Source organism: Deinococcus wulumuqiensis R12 (assembly GCF_011067105.1).
Lineage (GTDB): Bacteria > Deinococcota > Deinococci > Deinococcales > Deinococcaceae > Deinococcus > Deinococcus wulumuqiensis.
Window position 1 is genome coordinate 2,542,720 of the sequence record NZ_CP049357.1, and the last position, 21,582, is coordinate 2,564,301.

Below are 21,582 nucleotides of genomic sequence, written 5' to 3' on the forward strand. Positions count from 1 at the left end.
AAGGAGAGATCTCCGGTACGGTGAGGTTGAAATGACTTCACGCACAGGAGACCTGCTTTGATATTACCGATTCTGCTGACCCTCTTGGCTCTGCCCGCCCATCAACATCGTTTTTTTGCTGCACTCATTCCGCTTTGGCAAGCCATTCCCGGTCGGATCAACGCCAGGAATTTCAGCCGCTACAGCGGCTGGAACGAACGGACGCTCCGTCGCTGGTTTCAGAAGACCTTGCCGTGGGCGGAGTTGCACTGGGGTCTGCTACAACTCTTGGTCCGACTGGGCGTGTTGGAGGGGCGCTTCATCTTGGCCCTGGATGCCAGCTTCGTTCCCAAGTCGGGCAAGCACACTCCGGGGTTGGGGGCCTTCTGGAACGGTGCATTGCACCGTTCCGAAACTGGGTTGGAGCTGTCGTGTCTGGCGCTGCTGAGCTGGTCGGGCCATCATGCGTTTCCTGTCCATGTACAACAAACTCAGCCACGTGGACAAAAGGCCGACCGCCTCGAACAGTACCTGGATCAGCTGGTCTCTTTCCTGGAGCAGCGCCGGACCTGGTTAGCCCGGCATCTCCGCGTGGTGGTCGCGGATGGTCAGTACGCCAAGACGATGTTTATGGACGCTGTAAGTCGCGAAGGCTACGCCTTCGTGACCAAAATGCAGTGCAACGCCAACCTGCTTTACCCCTTTACTGGCGCACACCCCAAGCGGCGGGGAGGCCGGCAGAAGTGGGCCGGGAAAGTCGATTTCATCAACTTTGATGGGTGGGCCCGTGTGCCGGGTGAGGACCGGGAACGGGTGTGGACGCGCGTCGTGTGGGCACCCCGTTACGCGCGGCTTCTCCGGGTCGTGGTCATCCAGAACGTAGACCGACGCGGCAAGGTAAAGGGGCACGTGGTGCTGTGCAGCACCGATCCGACGCTGCCAGCGGAGCAGATTCGGGCACTGTACAGTGCCCGGTTCAGGCTGGAATTTGTGTTCCGGGACGCCAAGCAGTTTGCGGGATTGAACACGTGCCAGCTTCGTCGCACCGTCGCGCTAGAAAACCACTGGAATGCCGCCTTCTTTGCACTGAGTTTAGGACGAGCAGAAGTCTTACTCGAAGAGGCAGGACGCCTCCAGCGTCCTGTCTCCCAGATGATGTTCTCCTACGAAGACATCAAACGACGGGCCTACAACCGGCTCTTTGCCCGCCGAATTCTTCGCAATCTCGGTCTTGAGGCACGATTCCACGAGTTAGAGAAACATCCGTCCAGGCCGCTCGACCTTGGCGTCAAAGCCGCCTAAAACTGTCCGCACCATTGGTCATACGGATTCCGATTGAATCTGGTAGTTTCAGATTCAATCCGACTTGCAAAGCTGCGCAGCAGAGCGGGTGCGAGTAGGAAAAAATACGGGTTACGCGATATGGATGCACAGGCGGCGCCTTCCCAACTGTATAGGCCCGACTGTGCAGGAATGAAGCGGAATCCGTATCAGGTCGCGGCCCCGGTCCCCGCAGGTCAACCGGTCCCCGCAAGTCAAAAAGCGGAGTGGGGCTTTCAGACTGGGGAGTGACCTGCCCGCCCGAATCAGCCCGCCCGCCCGAATCAGTCCGCCCGCCGAATCAGTCCGAGCGCCGAATCAGTGTGAAGGCCAGGCCCCCCAGCGCCGCCACGAGTGCCGACCCCGCTGCCGCCAGCCCCAGCGAGGCGGGCAGCCCGAAGCGCTGCGCCAGAAACCCGATCAGCGGTGGCCCCAGCAAAAAGCCGCCGTAGCCGATGGTGGCGACCTGCGCGATGCCCCGTCCGTGCAGGGCGTGGCCGGCTGCGCCGTACATCACCGGCACCACGTTGCTCAGGCCCAGGCCCGAAAGGGCGAAGCCCAGCGTGGCGGGCAGCGGGTCACGCGCCAGCAACGCCAGCCCCAGCCCCAGCGCCGAGAGCAGCGCCCCGGCCCGCACCATCGCCTCGTCGCCGAAGCGGGTGCGGGCGCGGTCCCCGAACCAGCGGCCCAGCGTCATGGTGCCCACGAACGCCGCGTAACCCAGGCCCGCCTGTCCGCCCGGCAGCCCCAGCACGTCACGGAAATACAGCGTCGCCCAGTCGTAGTGCGCGCCTTCGGAAAACATGCCTAGAAAGCACAGCCCGCCCAGCAGTAGCGCGGCGGGGGAGAGGCCGGAGCGGGGCGCGGGCACGCTCTCCTGCGTCCCGTCTGCTGCCTGCTCCGGCACTGCCGGGTCGTCGGGCAGAAGGTGGCGCCCGGCGACCAGGGCCGTGAGGACGGAGAGCAGCGCCGCGCCGCCCACATGGGCCAGCATCGGCACCCGCCCGACCAGCAGCGTGCCCAGCACCGCCCCCACCACCCCGCCGAGGCTGAAACAGGCGTGCAGGCGGCTCATCACCGGGCGGCCCAGCGCCTTTTCCACCGTCACGCCCTGCGCGTTCATCGCCACGTCCAGCGCCCCGTTCAGGACCCCCAGCACGCCCAGCGCGGCACTCAGGGGCCACAGCGAGGGCGCCAGAAACGGCGGCACCAGCGCCAGCATGGTCAGCGGCGCGAGCAGCGCCGTCACCCGGTGGCTGCCCACGCGGGCAATCCAGCCCCCGGTCAGCGGCATGGACAGCAGGCTGCCGATGCCCACAGCCAGCAGCGCTGCGCCCACCTGCGCCTCGGACAGGTGCAACGCCGTCCTGACCCCCGGAATGTTGACCGCCCAGGTGGCGAACAGCGCCCCGTTGATGAGAAACACGGCGCTCACCGCCAGACGGGCACGTTCGGCGGCGGGTGGCAGGACAGGTGCGGTGGGCGTGGGCATACAGACTCCTGAGGAATGGAGCGGTCTGAATCGTTTCAGTCGCGCGCATAGGGTAGCATCCGGCCATGCCGCCCGCCAAAGCTGCCCGCCCCCGCGCCACGCTGCGCGACGTGGCCCGCGCCGTGGGGGTGTCGGTGGCGACGGTGAGCAACGCCTACAACCGCCCCGACCAGCTTTCGGCGGAGCTGCGCGGCAAGGTGCTGGCGGCGGCCCGTGACCTCGGCTACCCGGGGCCTGACCCGCTGGCCCGCAGCCTGCGCCGGGGCAAGACCGGCGTGATCGGGCTGGTGTACGACGCGCCGCTGGAATACGCCTTTGCCGACCCCGCCGCCGCGCTGTTTCTGGGCAGCCTCTCGCGCTCGCTGCGTGCCGAGGGCCTGAACCTGCTGCTGCTCTCGGCCCCCGGCGACCCGGCCCCGGTGCGCTCGGCCAGCGTGGACGGCCTGATTCTGTACTGTGCCTCGGAAGGCAGCGACCTGCTGGGGGCCGTGCTGGAGCGCGGGCTGCCGACGGTGCTGGTGGACCAGCGGGCGCAGCCGGGCGCGGTGCGCGTGGGCATCGACGACGCGGGCGGAGCGCGGGCCGCCGCCGAACACCTCGCCGCCCTCGGGCACCGGGACATCGGCGTGCTGTGCCTGGAACTTGGCCCCCAGAAGCCGGGCGGGTCAGAGGCGAGTGCGGTTCGGAAAGAAGAGGCGACCCCCAGTGGCCCGGTTTCGCCCGCGCGTGAAGCCCAGGTCACCTATCACACCACCGCCGAGCGGCTGCGCGGCTACCGGGCCGGGGCCGCCGGACTGACCCTCTGGCCCTACGAGTGTGCCCAGAACACCGCTGCCGACGGCGAAGCGCAGGCCCTGGCGCTGCTCGGCGCTCACCCCGAGGTCACGGCGCTGCTGTGCATGAGCGACGTGCTGGCCCAGGGCGCGGCGCAGGCGGCCCAGGTGCTCGGGCGCCGCATTCCGGAGGACCTCAGCCTGGTCGGATACGACGACGTGCCGCTCAGCGCCGCGCTCGGCCTCACCACCGTCTGGCAGCCCACCGCCGAAAAGGGGCGCCGGGTGGGAGAAGCGCTGCTGGCGCAGCTTTCGGGAACACCGAATCCGGAGCAGCGGGAATCGGACCTCTTGCCGACGCGGCTGGTGGTGCGGGGCAGCACGGCGGGCAGGAAAACGGGGGAGGGGTCCGGGCGCTGAGGGGGGCCCCGCGCTTGCCCTTTACCCCTTCAAGGCGTCACGGTCAGGGCCTGACTGTCTGGGTCTCACTGTCTGGGTCTCACTGTCTGGGCGTGGGCTTCCGGCGGGCAGCAGCAGGGTGGGCCGGGCGTCCACGCCGACGCCCCCGGTGTCGTCCAGCCGGGCCAGGACCGCCCCCAGGGTCCAGTCCTGCGCCCACAGCCGCTTGAGGGCGTGCAGCGCGGCCAGGCCGGGGGGCCGCACCTGCGCCTGCTCGGACTGGGGTTCGTCGGGGCGCCGCACGTCCAGGAGGCCGCTGTCCAGGCCCGCGTTTTTCAGCGCCCGGTAAAACAGTTGCACCGCGTCGTCGGACAGCGCGTGCCCGCGCACCAGCGCCTGGGCCTGTTCACACAGGGTGTCCAGCAGGTCCTCGTCTATCCGCGTGGGCAGGACCGGCGCGAACAGCCGGGCGAGCTGCTCGGGCAGGTTCACGCCCAGGTAATACGCCTCCTCGAAGGCGGCAGGCACCAGCATTCCGCTGACCCCCTGCGCGGCGAGCCAGTGGGTTTCGGCGCCCACGTCCGACTCGGGACGCCGGGCCGCTTCGCTGAGGCTGAGCATGGCCCCAGGCTAGCGTCCCGCGCCCCGGGGTGGGGTCTTGCCCCCATTTCCTGAGGGCGGGTTTGCTGGACTGGCTGTCAGCCGTCTGTAAGACAGGCAACTGCTATCTTGCCAGATGCTATGGAACGTACTTTTGCCATGATCAAGCCCGACGGAGTCCGCCGTGGTCTGACCCCTGAAATTCTGGCCCGCATCCACAAGAAGGGCTACCGCGTGGTCGGCCTCAAGCAGATGAACATCACCCGCGAAACCGCCGAGCAGCACTACGGCGAGCACCGTGAGCGCCCCTTTTTCGGTGAGCTGGTGGACTTTATCACCGGTGGGCCGGTCGTCGCCATCGCCCTGGAAGGCAATGAGGCCATCGCGGGCTGGCGGGCCATGATGGGCGCCACCAACCCGGCCAACGCCGCTCCCGGCACCATCCGCGCCGACTTCGCCACCACCACCGGCGAGAACGTGACCCACGGCAGCGACAGCCCCGAGAGCGCCCAGCGCGAACTGGCCCTGTTCTTCAAGGACGGCGAGCTGCTCGCCTGACGGGTGCGGGGGACCCGTGTCCCTGCACTTCATGCCGTGGCCGGAAGTTTCCATGTCGGAAACGCCCTTGACCACGGTTTTTCACCATTTTTTCCCGGCGCCCTGTGACCATGCCTGAATCCGTCTCCCCACCTTCCCCTGCGGTGTCCGCGCTGTTTGCGCGTGCCCGGGCCTGGCTGCTGTCCGTGGTGTGTGTGGGGTACCTGCTGTACGCGGCGTGCTCCCCGCTGCTGCTCGACCAACGGGTGCCGCTGGAAGGCCCCCGGTTGATGGGCGTTGTGGTCAGCGCCGGGATGCTGGTGCTGGCGCTCACCGGCAGACTGCGGGCCTTCTGGCCGCGTCTGGCGTTTCAGGTGCTGCTGGCGTTTCTGACGCTGTACGGGGCGCAGCTCACGCTGCAGAGCGGCTCGCTGGGGGAGCAGGTGGTGTACCTGCTGTGGGCGATGGTGGCGTTTCCTTCCTACGTGGTCCTGATGGGTTCACGGCTGGGGCTGGTGATCGGGCTGCTGCTCATCGGCGCCATCGGCGTGATGGTGACGCGCACCGCCACGCTCTCGCCCGAGCAGCAACTATACTGGGTCACCGGCCTGTTCGTGGTGCTGTCGCTGCTGTTGACCCACTACCTGATTGCCGAATTCATCGAGCGCTACCTCACGATTCACGAGCGCACCAGCGGTGAGTTGCAGGCCGCCAGACTCGACGCCCTGACCGGCGTAGCGGGCCGTGCGGCGCTCGAAGGAGAACTGCAACGCGCCCTGGACGCGGCGCGGCGCACCAACTCGCCCCTGAGCGTGATTCTGTCCGATATCGATCATTTCAAGCAGGTGAACGACGTTCACGGGCACGGCGTGGGCGACGACGTGCTGCGGGCCTTTGCCAAGCGGCTGCGGCGCAACGTGGGCAGCGCGGGCACGGTGGGGCGCTGGGGCGGCGAGGAGTTCATGGCGGTGCTGCCCAGCGTCTCCCGTGACGACGCCCTGGCGCTGGCCGAGCGGCTGCGGCAATCGGTCAGCGAATCCGCCATTGCTGGCCTTCAAATCACCGCCAGTTTCGGGGTCGCGGCCCTGAGGCCGGACGACGATCTCAACCAGCTGTTTTCCCGTGCCGATGAGCGCCTGTACGACGCCAAAAACGGCGGGCGCAACACCGTGCGCTGAGCGTGGGGGACCTGGCCGAGGAGCACACCACTCCAAAAGATTTCAGGTCCGTATCGGTAAAAGACATGGACCCCGGCGGGTACAAAGGGCCGGGGTCCATGTCTTTTCGCTCTGGGCAACATGCCTGATCTGTTTTTCAGAGCCGTATCATACGGATTCCGCTTAATTCCTGCACAGTCGGGAAAGCGCCGCCTGTGCATCCATATCGCAGAATCCGTATTTTTTCCTACTCGCATCCGCTCTGCTGCGCAGCTTTGCAAGTCGGATTGAATCTGAAACTACCAGATTCAATCGGAATCCGTATCAGTCGTCTGCCGCCGCGCCCACGAAATCGTCCATCTTGACTTCGTTCGGCAGTTGTCGGCGCACCTCACGCATGGCGGAGTGGATGATGCCCAGCGCCACGCTCATGGTGAGCATGGAGGAAAAGCCGTAGCTGACCAGCGGCAGCGGCACGCCGGTGACCGGAAACAGCCCGGCGGCCACCGCGAGGTTCACGAAGGCCTGGCCCACCACCATGAACATGCAACCGATGGCGAGGATGCTCGCCCCGTGAATCTCGGCGCTCATGGGGCGGATGCGGGTGGCGAGCTGCGCGACCTGCAGCGCGGTGGACACGATCAGCCAGTAGGCGAACAGCAGCGTGAGGACGCCCAGCAGCCCGCTGGAAAAGCCCACCGCCGCCACCACCATGTCGGTGTGCGCCGCGAAGTATTCCCAGCGCGGGCCGTCGGGACCTTGCCCCCACCAGCCGCCGTAGTTCAGGTCGCGGTGGGCCTTGCCGATCTGGTCGAGGCCGGTCACGATCTGGTCGTCGCGGGTCTGGTGCCCGGTCCAGCGCTGGACGATGTAGGGGTGGCGTTCCAGGTAGCCGCTGACGAAGGGAAGCGAGAGCAGCCCCAGCGCCAGCACCAGTCCGCCGATGTTGAACAGCCGCACCCCGGCGGCGTACATCACGATGATGCCCAGCCCGAACGTCAGGACGCTGGTGCCCAGGTCCGGCTCGAAAATGATCAGGGCGGTCGTGATGACCATCATGCCGGTGGCGCTGAGCAGCTTGTTCTGTACGCCCCGGCGTGAGAAAAAGGAAGCCAGTTGCAGCACCAGCGCGAGCTTGGCGAACTCGGACGGCTGGAAGGTCTGCCCGCCGATGCTCAGCCAGCGCCGCACACCGGGGCTGTCCTGGGTGCCCTGCCCGATAAACAGCACCAGCACCAGCAGGGTCAGGGCCGCAATCCAGACGTTGGTGCCCCATTTCAGAAACAGGCGCGGGCGAACGCGGGCCACCACGAAGGTCGCCATCAGCGCCAGCACGGCCTTGAGGCCATGGTCGTTGATGAGGTCGGGTTCGGCGGCGGCGATGCCCAGGGTGCCGAGCAGCAGCAGCAGCACCTGCGCGATCAGGAGTTGCAGGCTCACGCGCCGTCTCCCGGCGCCCCGGCGAGCAGCGCCTGCACCGCCCGGCGAAAGCTCTCGCCGCGCTGCTGGTAGTCTCGGAACTGATCGAAACTGGTGCCCACCGGGGCCAGCAACACCGTGCCCGCGCCGCCTGCCCCGCCGAGCGCTTCCCATCCGGCCCGCACCGCGCCGGTCATGCTCTCGTCGCCGGTTTCGGCCCGGACGATCTCGAAGGGCAGGCCCAGGCCACGGGCGAGCGCCTCGCCGTCCTCACCGAAGGCAATGACCCGCACGACCCGGCCCTCGGCGGCGGCCCGCAGTGGGGCGAGGTCGGCGCCCTTGTCGCGTCCGCCCACCAGCCACGCGATAGGCGGCGGAGCCTGGCGCAGGGCCGACTCCACCGCGATGGTCCGGGTGGCGATAGAGTCCTCGATAAAGCTGACCGCGCCCAGTTGCCCCACCGTCTCGAAGCGGCCCCTGACCGGCTGCGCCGAGCGCAGGGCGCCCGCGAGCACCTCCGGGTCCACCTCGCGTCCCAGGAAGTGCAGCGTCGCTTCGGCGGCGAGCAGCGCGGCGGCGGCGTTGGCGGGGTGAACACCGGGCGGCAGTTCGGCCACCGTCAGCACTTCCTGGCCTCCGCGCAGGGCCAGCCGCTCGGGGGTAAAGGCCACGGTCTGCGCCTGCGTCCGGACAGGCAGGTCGGCGGGGCGCACCAGCACGTCGCCGCCGCGCTGCCCCGCCGTGATGTTCAGCTTGGCGGCGTGGTAGTTCTCCACGCTGCCGTGGCGGTCAAGGTGGTCCACGCCCAGGTTGGTGATGACCGCCACCGGCAGCCGCAGCCCCGGCACCCGTTCCAGTTGAAAGGAACTGAGTTCGACCACGGCGACCTCGGCGTCGTCCACCACGTCGAGCAGCGGGGGGTCGATGTTGCCGCCCTCGCGCGCCCGCAGACCACAGGCCCGCAGAAGCTGCGCGATAAGGACCGTCGTGCTGCCTTTGCCCGCCGTGCCGGTAATGCCGACCAGCGGCAGCCCCGGCCGCAACCGGGCCGCCAGCGCCACCTCACCGATGATCTCGGCGCCGCGCCCGGCCAGCACGCTCAGGTCACGGTGGTCGATGGGCACGCCCGGCGCCGCCACCACCACGTCGTAACTGCCGCCCAGGTCGGCCCGCTGGTGCCCGAGCTGCTCCATCAGCGCCTCGTCCTCGGGTGTCGGGCGCAGGTCGTGCCAGAAGGCCCGCACGCCTTCCTTGCTCAGAAAACGGGCCACGCCGCGCCCGCTGCGCCCCAGTCCATAGATCAGTACCCTGCCCCCCAGATTCACGGCCTTACCATAGGGCAAATAGGCGTCTGCCGCTGCTTTTGCCGGCCTATCCAGGCGAATGCACCGGGCAGACGAGCGTCCTGACCTATGCTGCTCGCCATGACGTCTCCTGTGCCGCAGGTCATTCCCTGCGTGGACATCCAGTCGGGCCGCGCCGTGCGGCTGTACGAGGGTGACCCCGACCGCGAAACCGTGTATTTCGACTCGCCGCTCGCCGCCGCCCGGCACTGGGCGGACCTGGGCGCCGGATTTCTGCATCTGGTGGACCTCGACGCCGCCACCGGACGCGGCGAGAACCGCGCCGTGATTGCCGAAATCGTGCGCGAACTGGGCGTGCCGGTCGAGGTGGGCGGCGGCGTGCGTGACCGGGCGGCGGCGCAGACCCTCCTGGACGCTGGCGTGCAGCGGGTTGTCATCGGCACGGCGGCGGTCCGCAGTCCCGAACTGGTGGCCGAACTCATCGCCGACTACGGACCGGGGCGGGTGGTCGTCAGCCTCGACGCGCGGGGGCTGGAAGTCGCCACGCACGGCTGGGCCGAGGGCAGCGGCGTGCTGGTGGGCGAGTTGACGCCCCGGCTGGCAGGTGCCGGGCTGCACACCCTGATTTTTACCGACGTGACGCGCGACGGCACCCTGCGCGGCCTGGACCGCGACCTGATGCGGCAGGTGCGTGGGCTGTGGCGCGGCGAGCTGATCGTGGGCGGCGGCGTGGCCGACACCGATGACGTGCGGCTGCTCGCCGAGGAAGGCATCGAGGGCGCCATCGTGGGCCGGGCCATCTACGAGGGCACGTTGCCGTATCCGGTGCGGCTTTGACCGCCGGAGAAAACGAAAAAGCGGCGGGCGGGCTTCCCCACACGCCGCTTGCCCACCGAATCGAAGTTCAGTCGCGCTCGCGCTCGCGTTCGGCGTTGAGCTGGGCCTGAAGCTGCGCCTGACGCTGGCGCACGTAGTCCTGGTGGAACCGCTGCTCGTCGATCATGTTGGTGCCCACCGTCAGCTGGCCGGTGGCGAGTTCGCGCATGGCCTGGGTGACGAGATTGTGGGTGCGGACCCGCTGCTCGACGGGGAGCACGCTGGGGGCGCCGCTGCGCAGTTGCAGGGCACGTTTGGCGACCACGACCGACAGACGGTACTTGCTGTCGGTCAGGGAAAGGAGCTTGTCGATATCTTTTTCTGCCATAACCACCCCTCGGAGGGAAAAGAGAATTCAGGCTGCGAGCGCCGGGACGGGCGCGGGCCTCCCACCCCAGGCGGGCGGAGGGCGAACAGGGCAGTCTAGCCCGCGAGCGCCGCAAGGGGCAAGGTCTGGCCGGAATGCGGCGGGGCGGTGGGCGGTCCCGGCATAGCATAGGGTCATGACCGCTGCCCCCACTGCCGACTTTCCCGACCTGCCTGCCATGCTGCGCGACCTGCGAACCCTGGTGGACATCGAATCGCCGTCGAGCGACCCTGTCGCCGTCGCCCGCGTGATGGACGTGGTGGAAGGCTGGGCGCGTGACCTCGGTGCCGAGACGCACGCGCTGCCCGGCGGCACCCGCTCCTTTCACTTCGGCCCGGCGGACGGCCCGTACCTGCTGGTGCTCACCCACGCCGACACGGTGTGGCCGCACGGCACCCTGGAGCGGATGCCCTGGCGCGAGGACGGCGAGCGGCTCTACGGCCCCGGCACCTACGACATGAAGGGCGGCATCGTGGGCCTGTTTCACGCGCTGCGCTCGCTGCAGGGCGCGTGGCCCCGGGGCGGCGTGCGCGTGCTGCTCTCGCCCGACGAGGAAATCGGCAGCCCCGGCAGCCGCGCCCAGATCGAGGCGGCGGCGCAGGGGGCGCGGGCGGTGCTGGTGCCCGAGCCGCCGGTGTCGGACAGCCACAACCTCAAGACGGGGCGCAAGGGAACGGGGGACTACGTGCTGACCCTGCGCGGGGTGGCGAGTCATGCGGGCAACCGCCCCGAACTGGGCGCGAGTGCCGTGACCGCCGCCGCCGAAGCGGTGCTGGCGCTTCAGGCCCTGGCCCGCCCGGAGGTGGGCACCACCGTCAGCGTCGGTCTGATTTCGGGCGGCAGCGCCGTGAACGTGATTCCCGACCACTGCCGACTGGGCGTGGACGTGCGCGTTTCGACCCTGGAGGAAGCGGAGCGCGTGGAGCGCGGCGTGCGGGCGTGGCGCCCCAGCGACGAGCGGGTGAAGTGCGAAGTGGGCGGCGGTCTCAACCGGCCTCCCTTCGAGCAGGGCGAGGCCACGCTGCGGCTGTTCGCCCAGGCGCAGGAGGTGGCCCGCGAACTGGGCTTCACGCTCGGGCACGAAAGCGTCGGCGGCGGCAGCGACGGCAATTTCACCGCCGCGACGGTGCCGACCCTCGACGGGCTGGGCGCTCCCGGCGACGGTGCCCACGCGACCCATGAGCACATTCGCCTCGACCGCTGGCCCGACCATGTGCGGCTGCTCGCCGGGCTGCTGCGCCGGGTCTGATCGGAGCCGGGGAGGGAGCCATGTTCAGACCGTCGTGTGCGTCATCTGAAGGAGCTGGGTGAACTGCTCGGCGGTCAGCGGATAGGACAGTGCGTAGCCCTGCCCCAGCTGGCAGCCCAGGCGCCGGGCGGCCTCGACATGGGCGGCGGATTCCAGGCCCTCGGCGGTGGTGGTGGCGTTTTGCGACTGCGCGAGTTGAGCAGCGCTGCGCATGAGCTGGCGCGAGAAATCGCCGGAGGGTGCGGCCAGGTCGCTGGTCAGCGAGCGGTCGAGCTTGACCCCGCGCACCCAGGGCGAACGCAGCCGCGCGAGGTTGGAGTACCCGGCGCCGAAATCGTCGATGGTGACGCCGATGTTGTGGCGGTGCAGCTCTCCGAGGTTGGCCCGCACCTGTTCGCTTTCGTGCAGCAGGGCCGTTTCGGTAATACGGATTCCGCTAAATTCCTGCACAGTCGGAACTACACCGCCTGTGCATCCATATCGCGAAATCCGTATCTTTTCCTACTCCTTTCAGTCGGATTGAATCCAGAAATCTGCTGGATTCAATCGGAATCCGTATAAGTTCGAGTTCCAGCCGTCCCGGGGGCAGGCCACTGCGCTCCAGCACTGCGAGCACCTGCGCGGCGAAGTCGGCCCGCCCGAGCTGCACCGCGCTGACATTGACGCTCAGGCACACCTGCGGCCAGGCCTGCGCCGCGCGGCAGGCTTCGGACAGCACTCATAGGCCGATCTGCGCGATCTGTCCGGTGCGCTCGGCCACCGGAATGAACTCGCCCGGCGAAATCTGCCCCAGCAACGGGTGCCGCCAGCGCAGCAACGCCTCGACCTTGACCGGCGTGCCGCTCGCCAGGTCGTAGATCGGCTGGTAGGCCAGGGAAAAGCCCCGGCCCTTGTGAAACGCCTGTGTCAGCTCACGGGCCAGCAACTGAAAACGCTCGGAGTGCGCGTCGTACTCGGGGTGGTAGCGCCGCACCTGCCCGCGCCCGCAGCTCTTGACCGCTGATACGGATTCCGCTTAATTCCTGCACAGTCGGGAAAGCGCCGCCTGTGCATCCATATCGCAGAATCCGTATTTTTTCCTACTCGCATCCGCTCTGCTGCGCAGCTTTGCAAGTCGGATTGAATCTGAAACGACCAGATTCAATCGGAATCCGTATCAGGCGTGGACACCAGCAGCAGCAAGGCAAACTTCACCAGCAGCCAGGTGCTCACCGCCTGAAGAAGCTGCCAGCTGTAGCGCACCAGCGATTGCCCGGGCAGCCACAGCCGCACCGCCATCACCACGCTGCCCAGCAGCACGGCGAGGTACAGCGGGCGGTCATAGACCCGGTCCCAGGTGTCGCCGGTGCCCAGCGACATGGTGAGGATGGCAGTCAGCCCCGCAATCCCCATGCCCAGCGTCAGAAAGGGGTGCCAGTGCAGTTGCTGGCCCCTGACCCCGAACACCGTGGCCGCGTCGGCCGGTCCAGACGGTATGGAGGGCGGCGGCAGGCTCGGCATGATGTCAGTGTAGGGAGAACTTTCACATGGGGACGCGACCTGCGCTGGTCTACCTGCGTCCCGGCAGGTTGGTCCGCTGCTCTACCCTGGGTCATGTTCAAGTTCCTCAAGCCTTTCCTGCGTCCCGGCGCCCCTCACCCACTCCATCCGGCGGTGCAGCAGGACGACGACCAGACCTTTCGCGTGCGGGTGCGCACTGCCCGGCACGGCGAGGTGGTAGAGTTCCGCTTTACCAAAAGTGCCCACATCGCCGTGGACGACGACGGCAACCTCTTTTTTCGCAAGCCGGTCGTGTCGCCGCGCCACCTCGACCGGGGCGAGCTGCTGGTGCAGTTCGACCGCGCTTACCGTGTGACCGCTGTCAGCGGCGAGGGCGTGGAGTTCGTGCCGGTGGCCGAGTGGACCGAGACGCAGGCGCCGTGACGCGCTGCCGGTTTCCTTTTCGTGTTCGCTGTTCGCGTTCATGTTCGCGCCTGAAAGCGGCACAATAGAGAAATGACGCGGCGCTCCCTTCCTCCTGTGCGGTGGGCCTCCTGCAGCGCCAGCATGACCCGGCCCGCCTCCGGGCGTTCCCAGGCCCCCGGCCCGGCGTGCTGGCGGGTGGCCGGGCTGGACGTGCAGGTGCGCCGCAGCGCCCGCCGCCGCACGCTGGCGCTGCAGGTGCGCGGCGGCGTGGTGACCGCCTACGCGCCCGCCGGACTGCCCGACGCGACCATCCGCGCCTTCGTGGAGGCCAAGCAGACCTGGCTGCGGCAACACCTGGGCGAGCAGCGCTCCCGCCCCGCCCCGCCCGCGCTGGGTGACGGTTCCCCCCTGGCCTTTCTGGGCGAGACGCTGACCTTGCGCGTCGCGCCCGTCACGCAGGCCCGGCGCGAGGGTGACCTCCTGTTGGTGCCCGCCGGGGACGTGGGCGCCCACGTGGAAACCTGGACCCGCCGCGCCGTGCTCCCGACCTACGCCGCGCTGGTGGAGGACTACGCGGCCCGCCTCGGCGCTCGCGAGCGGCTGCGGGGGGTCAAGGTGGGTACGGCCCGCTCGCGCTGGGGCAGTTGCACGGCGGCGGGCGACGTGCGGCTGCACTGGCTGCTCAGCCGCGCTCCGCTGGAGGTGCTGCACTACGTGGCGCTGCACGAGGCCGCGCACCTGCTCGAACTCAACCACTCGCCGCGCTACTGGGCGCACGTGGCCCGCGTGATGCCGGAGTACCGCCGCTGGCACCAGTGGCTGCGCGACCACGGCGAGGAACTGGGCGTGCGCGGCGATGGGTAGCGTGTCTGCACAACAGGGCAGAGGCTAGGAGCAAGTCGCTTTCCCGGCCTCTGCCCTCTGGACTGGTTGCGGACTTCAGGGCTGATAGGTCTTGACGGTGCCGCCCAGTCCCGTGCCGCCCAGTCCCGCACCACTGAGTCCCGGCAGGCTCGGCACCCCCAGGCCCGGCAGCCGGGCGGGGTAGAAGACCAGGCTGATGGGCAGGTTGCTGCCGCTCGACGGCACGAAGTCGATGTTCAGTCGGTTGGTCGCCGGGCGCCACAGCAGCACCGGCTGGTCGGGGATGAGGGCGTTGCCGGTGCGCGGCAGTTTGATGGTCTGGTTGACCGCGCCGTCGAGGATGTTCATGGCGCCCCGGTACAGGCCCCCGCGCGGGCTGAGGGCCACGACGGTTCCGGCGGTGCCGTTGACTTCCAGGTCGTACAGCACGCCGTAGTTGCCCACCAGTCGCATCGGCTGCCCCGTCAGGCGGTCTACCCCCATGATGGCCGGGTCGAGGTGCCCGTCCCCGATGACCAGTCGGGCGGGCAGGCGCGTCAGGTCCACCCGCAGCGCCCGCACCGCGCCGGGAAAGGTGCCGCGCTGGTGCTTGCCGTCCAGCGGCAGGTAGGGCAGCTGCTGCAGAACCTGCAGGGTGGGCGGCAGGCCGTCTTCGAGCATCAGGAAGGTGAGTTCCACCCGTCCGCTGGTCGTCAGGTCCTGCATCACGTTGACCCCGCTGCCGATGCCCAGCGTCGGGCTGGCGTACACGGCGGCGAGTTCGCCGGGGGCCAGGGTCAGCGTGTGGTCGGCGGAGCTGGCGAAGTAGTCCAGCAGCGTGACCTGCCCGAGTTGCCCTTCCACGCGGGTGGGCGCCGTTTCGCCCTGCCGCTCGGTGCGGACTTCCACCGGGCGGGCCTCCAGGTTGCGGGCCATCACGTACAGCCGCGCTGGCCGGTTCAGGGCGTTGAGGTGGTAGGCGAGCAGCCGGGCGCGGCCCGCCACCGTGTCCTGGTACAGCACGCCGCTCTGGGTCGGGGCCTCGGGGCTGTCGCTGAACAGCAGGGGAAAACTCTCACGCGGCACGGGCTGGGCGTAGACCGCCGGGTAACTCAGCACCTGCGGGTCGCTGATGGCGTCGCCGAGTTCGGAGTACTTGAGCGCGTAGCCCAGCGGCGTGTCCACGGCGGGGCCTTCGACCCGGATGGTGCGTGAGAACGGCGCACTCTGCACGCCCCGCGCGTTGGTCACCTGCAGGCTGACCGTGTAGTTGCCCGGTTTGAAAAAGGCGTCCTGCCTGCCGGTCCAGCGCCGCGCCGTGATGTTGGCGCCGTCGGGGTCGAAGGGGTACTCGGTGTAGACCACGCGCTCGCCGGGGGCGTACACCGCCTTGTCGGTGGAAAAGCGGGCCTGGGGCGCCAGCGGGTTGCCCCCCGCCCGCAGCGCGGTGATGGTGACCAGTTTTCCGGCACCGTCCGCCGTGAAGTTGGCCCCCAGACCGTCGGCCAGCAGGCGGGCGCTGACGTAGGGCACGCCGCCGACCAGCGCCACGTTGCCTGCCTCCTGCGGCGCCCCGGCCAGCCACCCCTGCCCGGTCTGCGGGCTGACGAGCAGCCGCCCGATCTGGAGTTGCGTGCCCACGACCGTCAGCGGCTGGGCCAAGGCGTCGGCAGTTTCACGCAGCGGCACCATCAGCCGCCCGCCCACGTTGCGCGGCGGCAGCGGCAAGGTGAGCGGCTGTCCGTTGGCGTACCCGAGCGTCTGGTCCACAGTCAGCGTGAGCTGCACCGAGCCGACGTACTGCGCGGCCTGCGCGGACACGCCCGGAAGCGCACTCCAGGCGGCGGGCAGGGCGAGCAGCAGCGCCGTCAGCAGCGGCCGCACGCGGCGGCGCGGCGAGGTGGGGGAGGGGGCGGCAAAAAAGCACATTCGGCGAGTATGCCTGCTCAGGCTGATTTCTGTCTTGTTTCAGGTGTCCCGGCGTGAGGACTGCGGGGTGGTCAGGTGACTTCGCCTTCGCCCCCGTCCAGCACCGTGAACGCGGTGGCCGAGAGCAGCAGCAGCATGGTCGCCAGCGCACACGCTTCGCCCAGATTGCGCTCTCCGGGGCGGCCCAGACGCTCGTAGAGGCCAGTGGAGAGGGTGGCCCACTCTGGGCGGGTCAGCACCAGCGTGGCCCCGAACTCGCCCAGCACCGTCGCCAGCGCCAGCGCCGCGCCCCCGCGCAGGGCGGGCAAAGTGAGCGGCAGCGTGACCGTGCGGTGCGCGGCGAGCGGCGAAGCGCCCAGGGTCCGCGCCGCTTCGAGCAGCCGGGGGGGAATCGCCCGCAGCGCCGGAAGCAGCGACCGCACCAGCAGCGGCAGCGCGAGCAGCGTGTAGGCCGCAATCAGCATGGGCAGCGTGGCGGCCAGCACCGGGTAGGCGAGCAGGTAGCCCACCGCCAGCGACACGGGCGAGACCATCAGCGGCAGCAGCGACACGAGGTCCAGCACCCGTGACCGCGCCAGCCACGCCCCCAGCGCGTACAGCCCGCCGAGCAGCGTGGCCCCCAGCAGCGCCAGGGCGCCAAACCGCAGCGTGTTGCCCAGCAGCAGCGGCGTCTGTTCATCCCCCAGCACGCCGCGCCAGTACAGCCCGGTCGGTCCCGCTGTCCCCACCAGTCCCCGCACCACCACCGCCAGCAGCGGCCCGAAACAGACCAGCAGCGTCAGCCCGCCGAGCACCAGCACCCCGGCCAGGGCGCCGCCCCGCGCACGCGGCAGGCCACCCACCGCCACACCCGCACCGCCCCTCGTGAGCCGGGTGTAGAGCCACGTCGCCGCCAGGGTCAGCACCAGTTGGCCCACGATGAGGGCACTCGCTTCGGACAGGCGCAGTTGCAGCGCGGTCAGGGCATAAATTTCGACTTCCAGCGTCGCGTACTTTTCGCCCCCCAGCGCCAGCGGCAGCCCGAAACTCAGCGCCGAGTACAAAAACACCAGCACGGCCCCCGCCGCCAGCCCCGGCAGCGCCAGCGGCAGGGCGATGTCCCACGCCGCCCGCAGGCCCGACGCCCCCAGCGAGCGGGCCGCGCCGAGCAGTCCCGGCGACACCCGTGAAAAGCCCCCGTAGGCGAGGCGAACCATCACCGGCAGGTTGAAAAAGAGGTTGCCCCAGATCAGCAGCGCGGGCGTGTCGCTCAGGTCCAGCCCGGTCCAGCGCGTCAGCCACCCCTGCGGCCCCGCCAGTGCCGTGAGGCCCAGCACCGCCACCAGCGTGGGCGTCACGAAAGGCAGCAGCAGCAGGCGCAAAAAGAGGCGCTTGCCCGGCACTTCGTGGCGCGAAAGCAGGTAGGCCAGCGGCGCCCCGACCAGAAGTGCCAGCCCCGCCGTGCCCGCCGCCTGCGCCAGCGTCCAGCCCAGCCGCCCCAGGAAATAGGGGTCTTGCCAGACGCTCAGGTTCACGCCGCCTTCAAGCAGCGTGCGCCCCAGCGGCAGCGCGAGCAACAGCGCCGTGAAGAGAAGCGCAGGCAACGCCAGCAGCCAGCCGGTCAGGGCAGGGGTGGTTCGCATCCCGCCCAGTCTACGGGGCGAAGAAAAACTTGCTCACCGACTGGGGAAAAGTCGGAAAACGGCCTGTTTATTTCATGCTGCTGATGTACGTGGCCACGTCCCTGAGATCCCTGTCGGTCAGGGGTTTGAGGGCGATCCGCATGGTCTCGGGGGGCACGATGCCGCCAAAGCTCGGCGCTTCGTGAAATTCTTTGAGCACAGCCAGCGCGTACTGCGGCGGCAGGTTGGTGACGCTGGCGATGTGGTTGGCGTTGAGGCCGCGCCCGTTTGCGCCGTGACACACCGCGCAGGCGATGACGTTGCGGGCGGGGTCCCCGGCGACGAAGAGCTTCTGGCCGCGTGCGCGGGCGGCAGGCTCGGCCTTCCACGCGGGACCGACGGCCTGCGCCGCGTAATAGGCGCTGAGGTCCGCGATGTCCTGGTCCGAGAGCTTGGCGGCCACCTGATGCATGACGTTGCTGGGGCGCAATTTGGCGCGAAACGCCGCGAGCTGAAACTGGGTGTAGTTGGGAATCTGCCCCGCCAGACTGGGAATGTCGGCCTTCGTGCTGACCCCGGTCTTGCCGTGACAGCCTGCGCAGCTGCCCGCAAGAGAAGCCCCACGCACGGCACTCGGCGTCTTGAAGCTCAGGGCGAGCGGGTTTTTGGGAGCCGCCTTCTGGGACGTAGCGGCCAGCACGGACGTTCCCAGAACAACGGGCGCGGCCAGCCAGAGCAATCGGGACGACAAACGGGACATGGGTTCCTCCTGGAGTCAGAGACTGAGGGGTGGAAACGAAAAGCCGCCGAAGGGGGGAAACTGATTGAAAGGTGCCTCCCATTCTAACCCATAAACCCGTCGAGAGCGGCGGGCCTACTTCAGCGGCGTCACCACGAAATACGCCCCGAAGACCTGTGCGCGCAGCCAGCGCTCCTGCGCGGCGAAGGTGGCGGGTACCGTGCCGGACGGCGGCCCTGTCCGTTCCAGCCCGTCGAGCTGAAAGGCCCCCAGCACCGGCGCTTTTCCCGCCTCAGCGGTGACGGGCAGGTCGAGCTGCGTGGACACGCCCGCCACGCCGCCCCCACGCCGAAAAGCCAGGGGCGGCGCTGCCACGTCGTGCCGAACCGGGTTCGGGTCCGAGTCGGGGTGCTTGAAATCAATCTCTATCCAGCTGAGGTTTTCTCCCACCCACTGCGGCAAAGCCTGCGCGAGCGGTTGCCGGGGGCTCGGCGCCCGGTCCGGCGGCGCGATGAAACACAGCGACTCCGGGCGGGTCGGCACTGGAAAGTCCTGACAGCCCACCCGGATAAACCCCACGTTCGCCGCCGTCCGCTCCATGTCCTCCACCGCCGCCCGTCGCCAGAAGAGGTCGTCGGAGAACTGGCCCCTGCGCTGGAAATCCGGCAGCATCCATATCAGCAGCCCGGCCGACACCAGCAGCGGCACGAGGAAGTACAGCGCCACTTTCCAGCGCGGCAGCGGCGGCAGCTCGGGGAGGGTCCGCGTCCTGGGGTCGCGCCACAGTTGCAGGGGAGCGGCGACCGCGCCGAGTTCCTGCGGTCCCCCGGAGTAGGCGTAGGCCCGGGCCCCCAGCAGCAACGGCAGGAGCAGCAGCGGGACGACAATCCAGTCCACGGCACCGAGGTCGTCGCTCAAAAAGGTGCTGAGCAGCAGCAGGAGGTATCCCCCCAGCACGGCACTCAGGAGCACCGTCATCAACCGGAAAGGCGCGGCGCGCGGGCGCCAGCGGGGCGGCGGCAGCTTAAACATGGCCGGGCCTCAGGATGACGTAGCTTTTGAAGCGACTCTGCGAAAAGGCGCGCTCAGCGGCACTCAGTGGCCCCGTGCGCCCCGTGTACACCAGACCGCGATATTCCAGCGTGACCGGGGACCGGCGGCGGTCACCCAGCTCGCCATACGCCAGCAGATGCACCTTGCCCACGACCAGATTGCCCTGCCGGGTGGCGGGCAGCGCGGTGGCGCTCCTGTCATTGGCGCCTACCACCTGCGCTGCGCTGCGGTTCACGGCGGCCTGCAACTTCTGCACCAGCACCGGGCCGTCGCTGAGGCTCGACAGGCACCGCGCGGCGCCCGCCTGCTCGTTTCCCGGCCAGCCCGGCAGAGCGTCACAGGAACCGGCGTGCAGCTCCCGGACTTCGTCGGCCAGATGTTGCAGCGCCGTCTGGCTGCGTTGCTGCGCCGTCTGGACCGAGACTGCCGGCGGGTGCAGGGTCAGGGCCAGCGGGTAGAGGCACAGCAGCAGCGTGGGCACCGCGTACAGCGCCCGGACGGTGCCGCCGCCTCCCCAGGCCCACCGCCCACGCTCGTCGCCCGGCAGGGGCCACGGCCAGAAAGCGTGCAGCAGCGAGCCGATGGTCGTGCCCCAGAGCAGCGCCGTGAGCCACAGCACAGAAGTGCTGGGCGACCCGGCACGGACACTCAGCCACCACTGCACACCTTGCAGCAGGGCAAGCAGGGCGGTGAACGGCACCCCATACAGCGGGGCGGGGCGAGGACGGCGCATAGGCCGATGTTAGCGTAGACATCCTGTCAAGGAGCCAGCCGACCGTCCCCTTTCTGGAGAGCGCCTTCCCGCCCTCCACCTTTTGGCGGAGGCGCCCCATTGCCCCGGCGGTAGCCTGAGCCATGCAAAAAATCTGGCCCCTGCTGACGCTCCTGCTGTGCGCCTCCGCCTCGGCCGAACTCCGCGCCGATATCGCTAGGGACACCCCGCCCGGACAGGCCACCATGAAGGTTTACGACGGCGAAAAAGTGCTGTTTCAGGCGACGACGCCGGGGCTGAACGCGGTGACGGGCAGCAAGTTCAGCCCGGACGGGCGCTGGCTGCTGAACATTGCAGACGGGAGCGGCTACGTGCAGCTCTGGGACGTGAAGAAGGGAGAGCGGGTGAAGACGTTTCTGGCGCCTTTTGCCCGTATCGTGAATGCGGATTTTACGCCGGACAGTCAGCATGTCCTGCTCAACTTTCCCGGCGTACCCTATCAACCCTCCGAGAATCCTTATAACCAGGCATCGTTTTGGAACCTTGCCCCCCTCCAACGCGTGACAAACCTGAATATCTTCAGTGGTTCAGGGCAGTCACGTTACTTTCAGGGAGGCTATGACCGCTCGGTGTCGTTTAGCGCCGACGGCACCCGGATGGTCTTTGCCAGTTCCGGCGGATATGGCCGGTCAGGCGCCGCTTCCGTCTGGAACGCCAAAACCGGCACGCATCTCGCCACCATTTCCCGCTTGCCCTACCCGAAAGGCGCGGCGCAAACCGGCGGCGCCGGGACCGTGGACGCCCGCCTTTCCCCCGATGGCCGCCGCGTGCTGGTGCGCTATGTGGATGATCGCCTGGCCGAGTACGACGCGGGCACCGGCAACCTGTTGAAGCTGCGCGGCAAGTTCAGCGCTGCCGACGCTGGGGCAGAGCTGGAACGCTTCGCCCGCGAAGGCCGCTAATCAGTCTCTTCCTTTCGCCTTCACCCCTTTGGTGGCGGGCTGCTTACGGACCCACTTCACGAACTTCTGCACCTGTTCGTTCTGCTCCAGGGCTTCCAGCGTGTTCAACTCGGTCGCCAGTTCATTGATGGAAAAGGTGCTGTGCAGGTACTGCTGACAGGCGGGACACAGGCCCACGGTGGGCAACTCCTGCGGCTTCAGGCCCTTGCGCTTGCCCGCGATGATGGGGACGAGGTGGTGCTGCACGAGTTCGGGGACCTCGCGCCCGCACAGCGCACAGGTGAGCGGTTGGGCCTCGGTGGCGGGGGCTTCGGGCCAGGTGGAATGGGGGTTGCGGCGGGCCATAGAGGGAGCGTAGTGCATGGC

At 68.8% G+C, this 21,582-nt stretch carries 23 protein-coding genes; 9 read left to right on the forward strand and 14 right to left on the reverse strand.

Annotated elements, in window-relative coordinates; translation table 11 throughout:
• Positions 1-84: 84 nt before the first annotated feature.
• Entirely contained in the window at positions 85-1,281 is a 1,197-nt protein-coding gene (locus G6R31_RS12310; protein ID WP_164993984.1) for a transposase, read from the forward strand.
• A gap of 319 nt (positions 1,282-1,600) precedes the next feature.
• On the opposite strand, the gene G6R31_RS12315 is transcribed toward G6R31_RS12310, so the two are convergent.
• A complete protein-coding gene (locus G6R31_RS12315) occupies positions 1,601-2,791 on the reverse strand; it encodes an MFS transporter (protein WP_017871003.1) in 1,191 nt (396 codons plus the stop codon).
• A gap of 65 nt (positions 2,792-2,856) precedes the next feature.
• On the opposite strand from G6R31_RS12315, the gene G6R31_RS12320 reads away from it, so the two are divergent.
• The gene (locus tag G6R31_RS12320; protein WP_017871004.1) at positions 2,857-3,984 is read left to right on the forward strand and encodes a substrate-binding domain-containing protein; all 1,128 of its coding nucleotides are present in this window, start codon (positions 2,857-2,859) and stop codon (positions 3,982-3,984) included.
• Between the two features lie 21 nt (positions 3,985-4,005).
• Here G6R31_RS12320 and G6R31_RS12325 read toward each other — a convergent pair whose 3' ends face one another.
• On the reverse strand, positions 4,006-4,584 hold the full coding sequence (locus G6R31_RS12325) for a hypothetical protein (protein ID WP_017871005.1): 579 nt from the start codon (positions 4,582-4,584) through the stop codon (positions 4,006-4,008).
• A 120-nt stretch (positions 4,585-4,704) separates the two neighbouring features.
• Between G6R31_RS12325 and ndk the strand changes: the two genes are divergently transcribed.
• Complete coding sequence (gene ndk / locus G6R31_RS12330) at positions 4,705-5,121, forward strand: nucleoside-diphosphate kinase (RefSeq protein WP_017871006.1); 417 nt, start codon at positions 4,705-4,707, stop codon at positions 5,119-5,121.
• Between the two features lie 110 nt (positions 5,122-5,231).
• On the forward strand, positions 5,232-6,278 hold the full coding sequence (locus tag G6R31_RS12335) for a GGDEF domain-containing protein (protein WP_026138760.1): 1,047 nt from the start codon (positions 5,232-5,234) through the stop codon (positions 6,276-6,278).
• A gap of 303 nt (positions 6,279-6,581) precedes the next feature.
• Here G6R31_RS12335 and G6R31_RS12340 read toward each other — a convergent pair whose 3' ends face one another.
• Both G6R31_RS12340 and murD read right to left on the reverse strand, forming a co-directional pair.
• Positions 6,582-7,697, reverse strand: coding sequence for an FtsW/RodA/SpoVE family cell cycle protein (locus G6R31_RS12340; RefSeq protein ID WP_017871008.1), 1,116 nt, complete (start codon positions 7,695-7,697; stop codon positions 6,582-6,584).
• Positions 7,694-9,001: a UDP-N-acetylmuramoyl-L-alanine--D-glutamate ligase gene (murD, locus tag G6R31_RS12345; protein ID WP_017871009.1), complete on the reverse strand. Its 1,308-nt coding sequence runs from the start codon at positions 8,999-9,001 to the stop codon at positions 7,694-7,696. The genes G6R31_RS12340 and murD overlap by 4 nt, the downstream gene beginning before the upstream one ends.
• A gap of 99 nt (positions 9,002-9,100) precedes the next feature.
• Here murD and hisA point away from each other — a divergent pair, with 99 nt between their 5' ends.
• Entirely contained in the window at positions 9,101-9,817 is a 717-nt protein-coding gene (hisA, locus tag G6R31_RS12350; RefSeq protein ID WP_026138761.1) for a 1-(5-phosphoribosyl)-5-[(5-phosphoribosylamino)methylideneamino]imidazole-4-carboxamide isomerase, read from the forward strand.
• A 67-nt stretch (positions 9,818-9,884) separates the two neighbouring features.
• Here hisA and rpoZ read toward each other — a convergent pair whose 3' ends face one another.
• On the reverse strand, positions 9,885-10,184 hold the full coding sequence (gene rpoZ / locus G6R31_RS12355) for a DNA-directed RNA polymerase subunit omega (protein ID WP_017871011.1): 300 nt from the start codon (positions 10,182-10,184) through the stop codon (positions 9,885-9,887).
• A 175-nt stretch (positions 10,185-10,359) separates the two neighbouring features.
• Between rpoZ and G6R31_RS12360 the strand changes: the two genes are divergently transcribed.
• On the forward strand, positions 10,360-11,472 hold the full coding sequence (locus G6R31_RS12360; RefSeq protein ID WP_017871012.1) for a M20 family metallopeptidase: 1,113 nt from the start codon (positions 10,360-10,362) through the stop codon (positions 11,470-11,472).
• A 24-nt stretch (positions 11,473-11,496) separates the two neighbouring features.
• Here G6R31_RS12360 and G6R31_RS12365 read toward each other — a convergent pair whose 3' ends face one another.
• From G6R31_RS12365 to G6R31_RS12375, 3 genes are all read right to left on the reverse strand, one after another.
• Positions 11,497-11,922: an EAL domain-containing protein gene (locus G6R31_RS12365; RefSeq protein WP_017871013.1), complete on the reverse strand. Its 426-nt coding sequence runs from the start codon at positions 11,920-11,922 to the stop codon at positions 11,497-11,499.
• A 268-nt stretch (positions 11,923-12,190) separates the two neighbouring features.
• On the reverse strand, positions 12,191-12,445 hold the full coding sequence (locus G6R31_RS12370) for an EAL domain-containing protein (protein WP_017871014.1): 255 nt from the start codon (positions 12,443-12,445) through the stop codon (positions 12,191-12,193).
• Positions 12,446-12,612: 167 nt separating this feature from the next.
• Complete coding sequence (locus G6R31_RS12375; RefSeq protein WP_017871015.1) at positions 12,613-12,972, reverse strand: hypothetical protein; 360 nt, start codon at positions 12,970-12,972, stop codon at positions 12,613-12,615.
• A gap of 93 nt (positions 12,973-13,065) precedes the next feature.
• Between G6R31_RS12375 and G6R31_RS12380 the strand changes: the two genes are divergently transcribed.
• Both G6R31_RS12380 and G6R31_RS12385 read left to right on the forward strand, forming a co-directional pair.
• On the forward strand, positions 13,066-13,395 hold the full coding sequence (locus G6R31_RS12380) for a hypothetical protein (protein WP_017871016.1): 330 nt from the start codon (positions 13,066-13,068) through the stop codon (positions 13,393-13,395).
• 123 nt (positions 13,396-13,518) lie between these two features.
• Positions 13,519-14,241 carry a M48 family metallopeptidase gene (locus tag G6R31_RS12385; RefSeq protein WP_017871017.1) on the forward strand — a complete coding sequence of 241 codons (723 nt, stop codon included), beginning with the start codon at positions 13,519-13,521 and terminating at the stop codon, positions 14,239-14,241.
• Between the two features lie 75 nt (positions 14,242-14,316).
• On the opposite strand, the gene G6R31_RS12390 is transcribed toward G6R31_RS12385, so the two are convergent.
• From G6R31_RS12390 to G6R31_RS12410, 5 genes are all read right to left on the reverse strand, one after another.
• Entirely contained in the window at positions 14,317-16,149 is a 1,833-nt protein-coding gene (locus tag G6R31_RS12390) for a hypothetical protein (protein WP_017871018.1), read from the reverse strand.
• Between the two features lie 71 nt (positions 16,150-16,220).
• A complete protein-coding gene (locus G6R31_RS12395) occupies positions 16,221-17,771 on the reverse strand; it encodes an ABC transporter permease (RefSeq protein WP_017871019.1) in 1,551 nt (516 codons plus the stop codon).
• Between the two features lie 67 nt (positions 17,772-17,838).
• A complete protein-coding gene (locus tag G6R31_RS12400) occupies positions 17,839-18,510 on the reverse strand; it encodes a cytochrome c4 (RefSeq protein ID WP_025567259.1) in 672 nt (223 codons plus the stop codon).
• 114 nt (positions 18,511-18,624) lie between these two features.
• A complete protein-coding gene (locus G6R31_RS12405) occupies positions 18,625-19,521 on the reverse strand; it encodes a hypothetical protein (RefSeq protein WP_017871021.1) in 897 nt (298 codons plus the stop codon).
• Positions 19,514-20,275 carry a hypothetical protein gene (locus tag G6R31_RS12410; protein WP_025567257.1) on the reverse strand — a complete coding sequence of 254 codons (762 nt, stop codon included), beginning with the start codon at positions 20,273-20,275 and terminating at the stop codon, positions 19,514-19,516. The genes G6R31_RS12405 and G6R31_RS12410 overlap by 8 nt, the downstream gene beginning before the upstream one ends.
• Positions 20,276-20,397: 122 nt before the next feature.
• Between G6R31_RS12410 and G6R31_RS12415 the strand changes: the two genes are divergently transcribed.
• Complete coding sequence (locus tag G6R31_RS12415) at positions 20,398-21,216, forward strand: WD40 repeat domain-containing protein (RefSeq protein WP_017871023.1); 819 nt, start codon at positions 20,398-20,400, stop codon at positions 21,214-21,216.
• Here G6R31_RS12415 and G6R31_RS12420 read toward each other — a convergent pair whose 3' ends face one another.
• Positions 21,217-21,561: a hypothetical protein gene (locus G6R31_RS12420; RefSeq protein ID WP_017871024.1), complete on the reverse strand. Its 345-nt coding sequence runs from the start codon at positions 21,559-21,561 to the stop codon at positions 21,217-21,219.
• Positions 21,562-21,582 lie beyond the last annotated feature (21 nt).

Excerpts from the sequence above, each read along its gene's own strand:
- G6R31_RS12360 (WP_017871012.1), top strand. The coding sequence starts at position 10,360 with ATGACCGCTGCCCCCACTGCCGACTTTCCCGACCTGCCTGCCATGCTG.
- G6R31_RS12375 (WP_017871015.1), bottom strand. The coding sequence starts at position 12,972 with ATGCCGAGCCTGCCGCCGCCCTCCATACCGTCTGGACCGGCCGACGCG.
- G6R31_RS12385 (WP_017871017.1), top strand. The coding sequence starts at position 13,519 with ATGACCCGGCCCGCCTCCGGGCGTTCCCAGGCCCCCGGCCCGGCGTGC.
- G6R31_RS12400 (WP_025567259.1), bottom strand. The coding sequence starts at position 18,510 with ATGTCCCGTTTGTCGTCCCGATTGCTCTGGCTGGCCGCGCCCGTTGTT.
- ndk (WP_017871006.1), top strand. The coding sequence starts at position 4,705 with ATGGAACGTACTTTTGCCATGATCAAGCCCGACGGAGTCCGCCGTGGT.
- G6R31_RS12320 (WP_017871004.1), top strand. The coding sequence starts at position 2,857 with ATGCCGCCCGCCAAAGCTGCCCGCCCCCGCGCCACGCTGCGCGACGTG.
- G6R31_RS12415 (WP_017871023.1), top strand. The coding sequence starts at position 20,398 with ATGCAAAAAATCTGGCCCCTGCTGACGCTCCTGCTGTGCGCCTCCGCC.
- G6R31_RS12325 (WP_017871005.1), bottom strand. The coding sequence starts at position 4,584 with ATGCTCAGCCTCAGCGAAGCGGCCCGGCGTCCCGAGTCGGACGTGGGC.
- G6R31_RS12410 (WP_025567257.1), bottom strand. The coding sequence starts at position 20,275 with ATGCGCCGTCCTCGCCCCGCCCCGCTGTATGGGGTGCCGTTCACCGCC.
- hisA (WP_026138761.1), top strand. The coding sequence starts at position 9,101 with ATGACGTCTCCTGTGCCGCAGGTCATTCCCTGCGTGGACATCCAGTCG.
- G6R31_RS12395 (WP_017871019.1), bottom strand. The coding sequence starts at position 17,771 with ATGCGAACCACCCCTGCCCTGACCGGCTGGCTGCTGGCGTTGCCTGCG.
- G6R31_RS12315 (WP_017871003.1), bottom strand. The coding sequence starts at position 2,791 with ATGCCCACGCCCACCGCACCTGTCCTGCCACCCGCCGCCGAACGTGCC.
- G6R31_RS12420 (WP_017871024.1), bottom strand. The coding sequence starts at position 21,561 with ATGGCCCGCCGCAACCCCCATTCCACCTGGCCCGAAGCCCCCGCCACC.
- rpoZ (WP_017871011.1), bottom strand. The coding sequence starts at position 10,184 with ATGGCAGAAAAAGATATCGACAAGCTCCTTTCCCTGACCGACAGCAAG.
- G6R31_RS12335 (WP_026138760.1), top strand. The coding sequence starts at position 5,232 with ATGCCTGAATCCGTCTCCCCACCTTCCCCTGCGGTGTCCGCGCTGTTT.
- G6R31_RS12380 (WP_017871016.1), top strand. The coding sequence starts at position 13,066 with ATGTTCAAGTTCCTCAAGCCTTTCCTGCGTCCCGGCGCCCCTCACCCA.
- G6R31_RS12390 (WP_017871018.1), bottom strand. The coding sequence starts at position 16,149 with ATGTGCTTTTTTGCCGCCCCCTCCCCCACCTCGCCGCGCCGCCGCGTG.
- G6R31_RS12405 (WP_017871021.1), bottom strand. The coding sequence starts at position 19,521 with ATGTTTAAGCTGCCGCCGCCCCGCTGGCGCCCGCGCGCCGCGCCTTTC.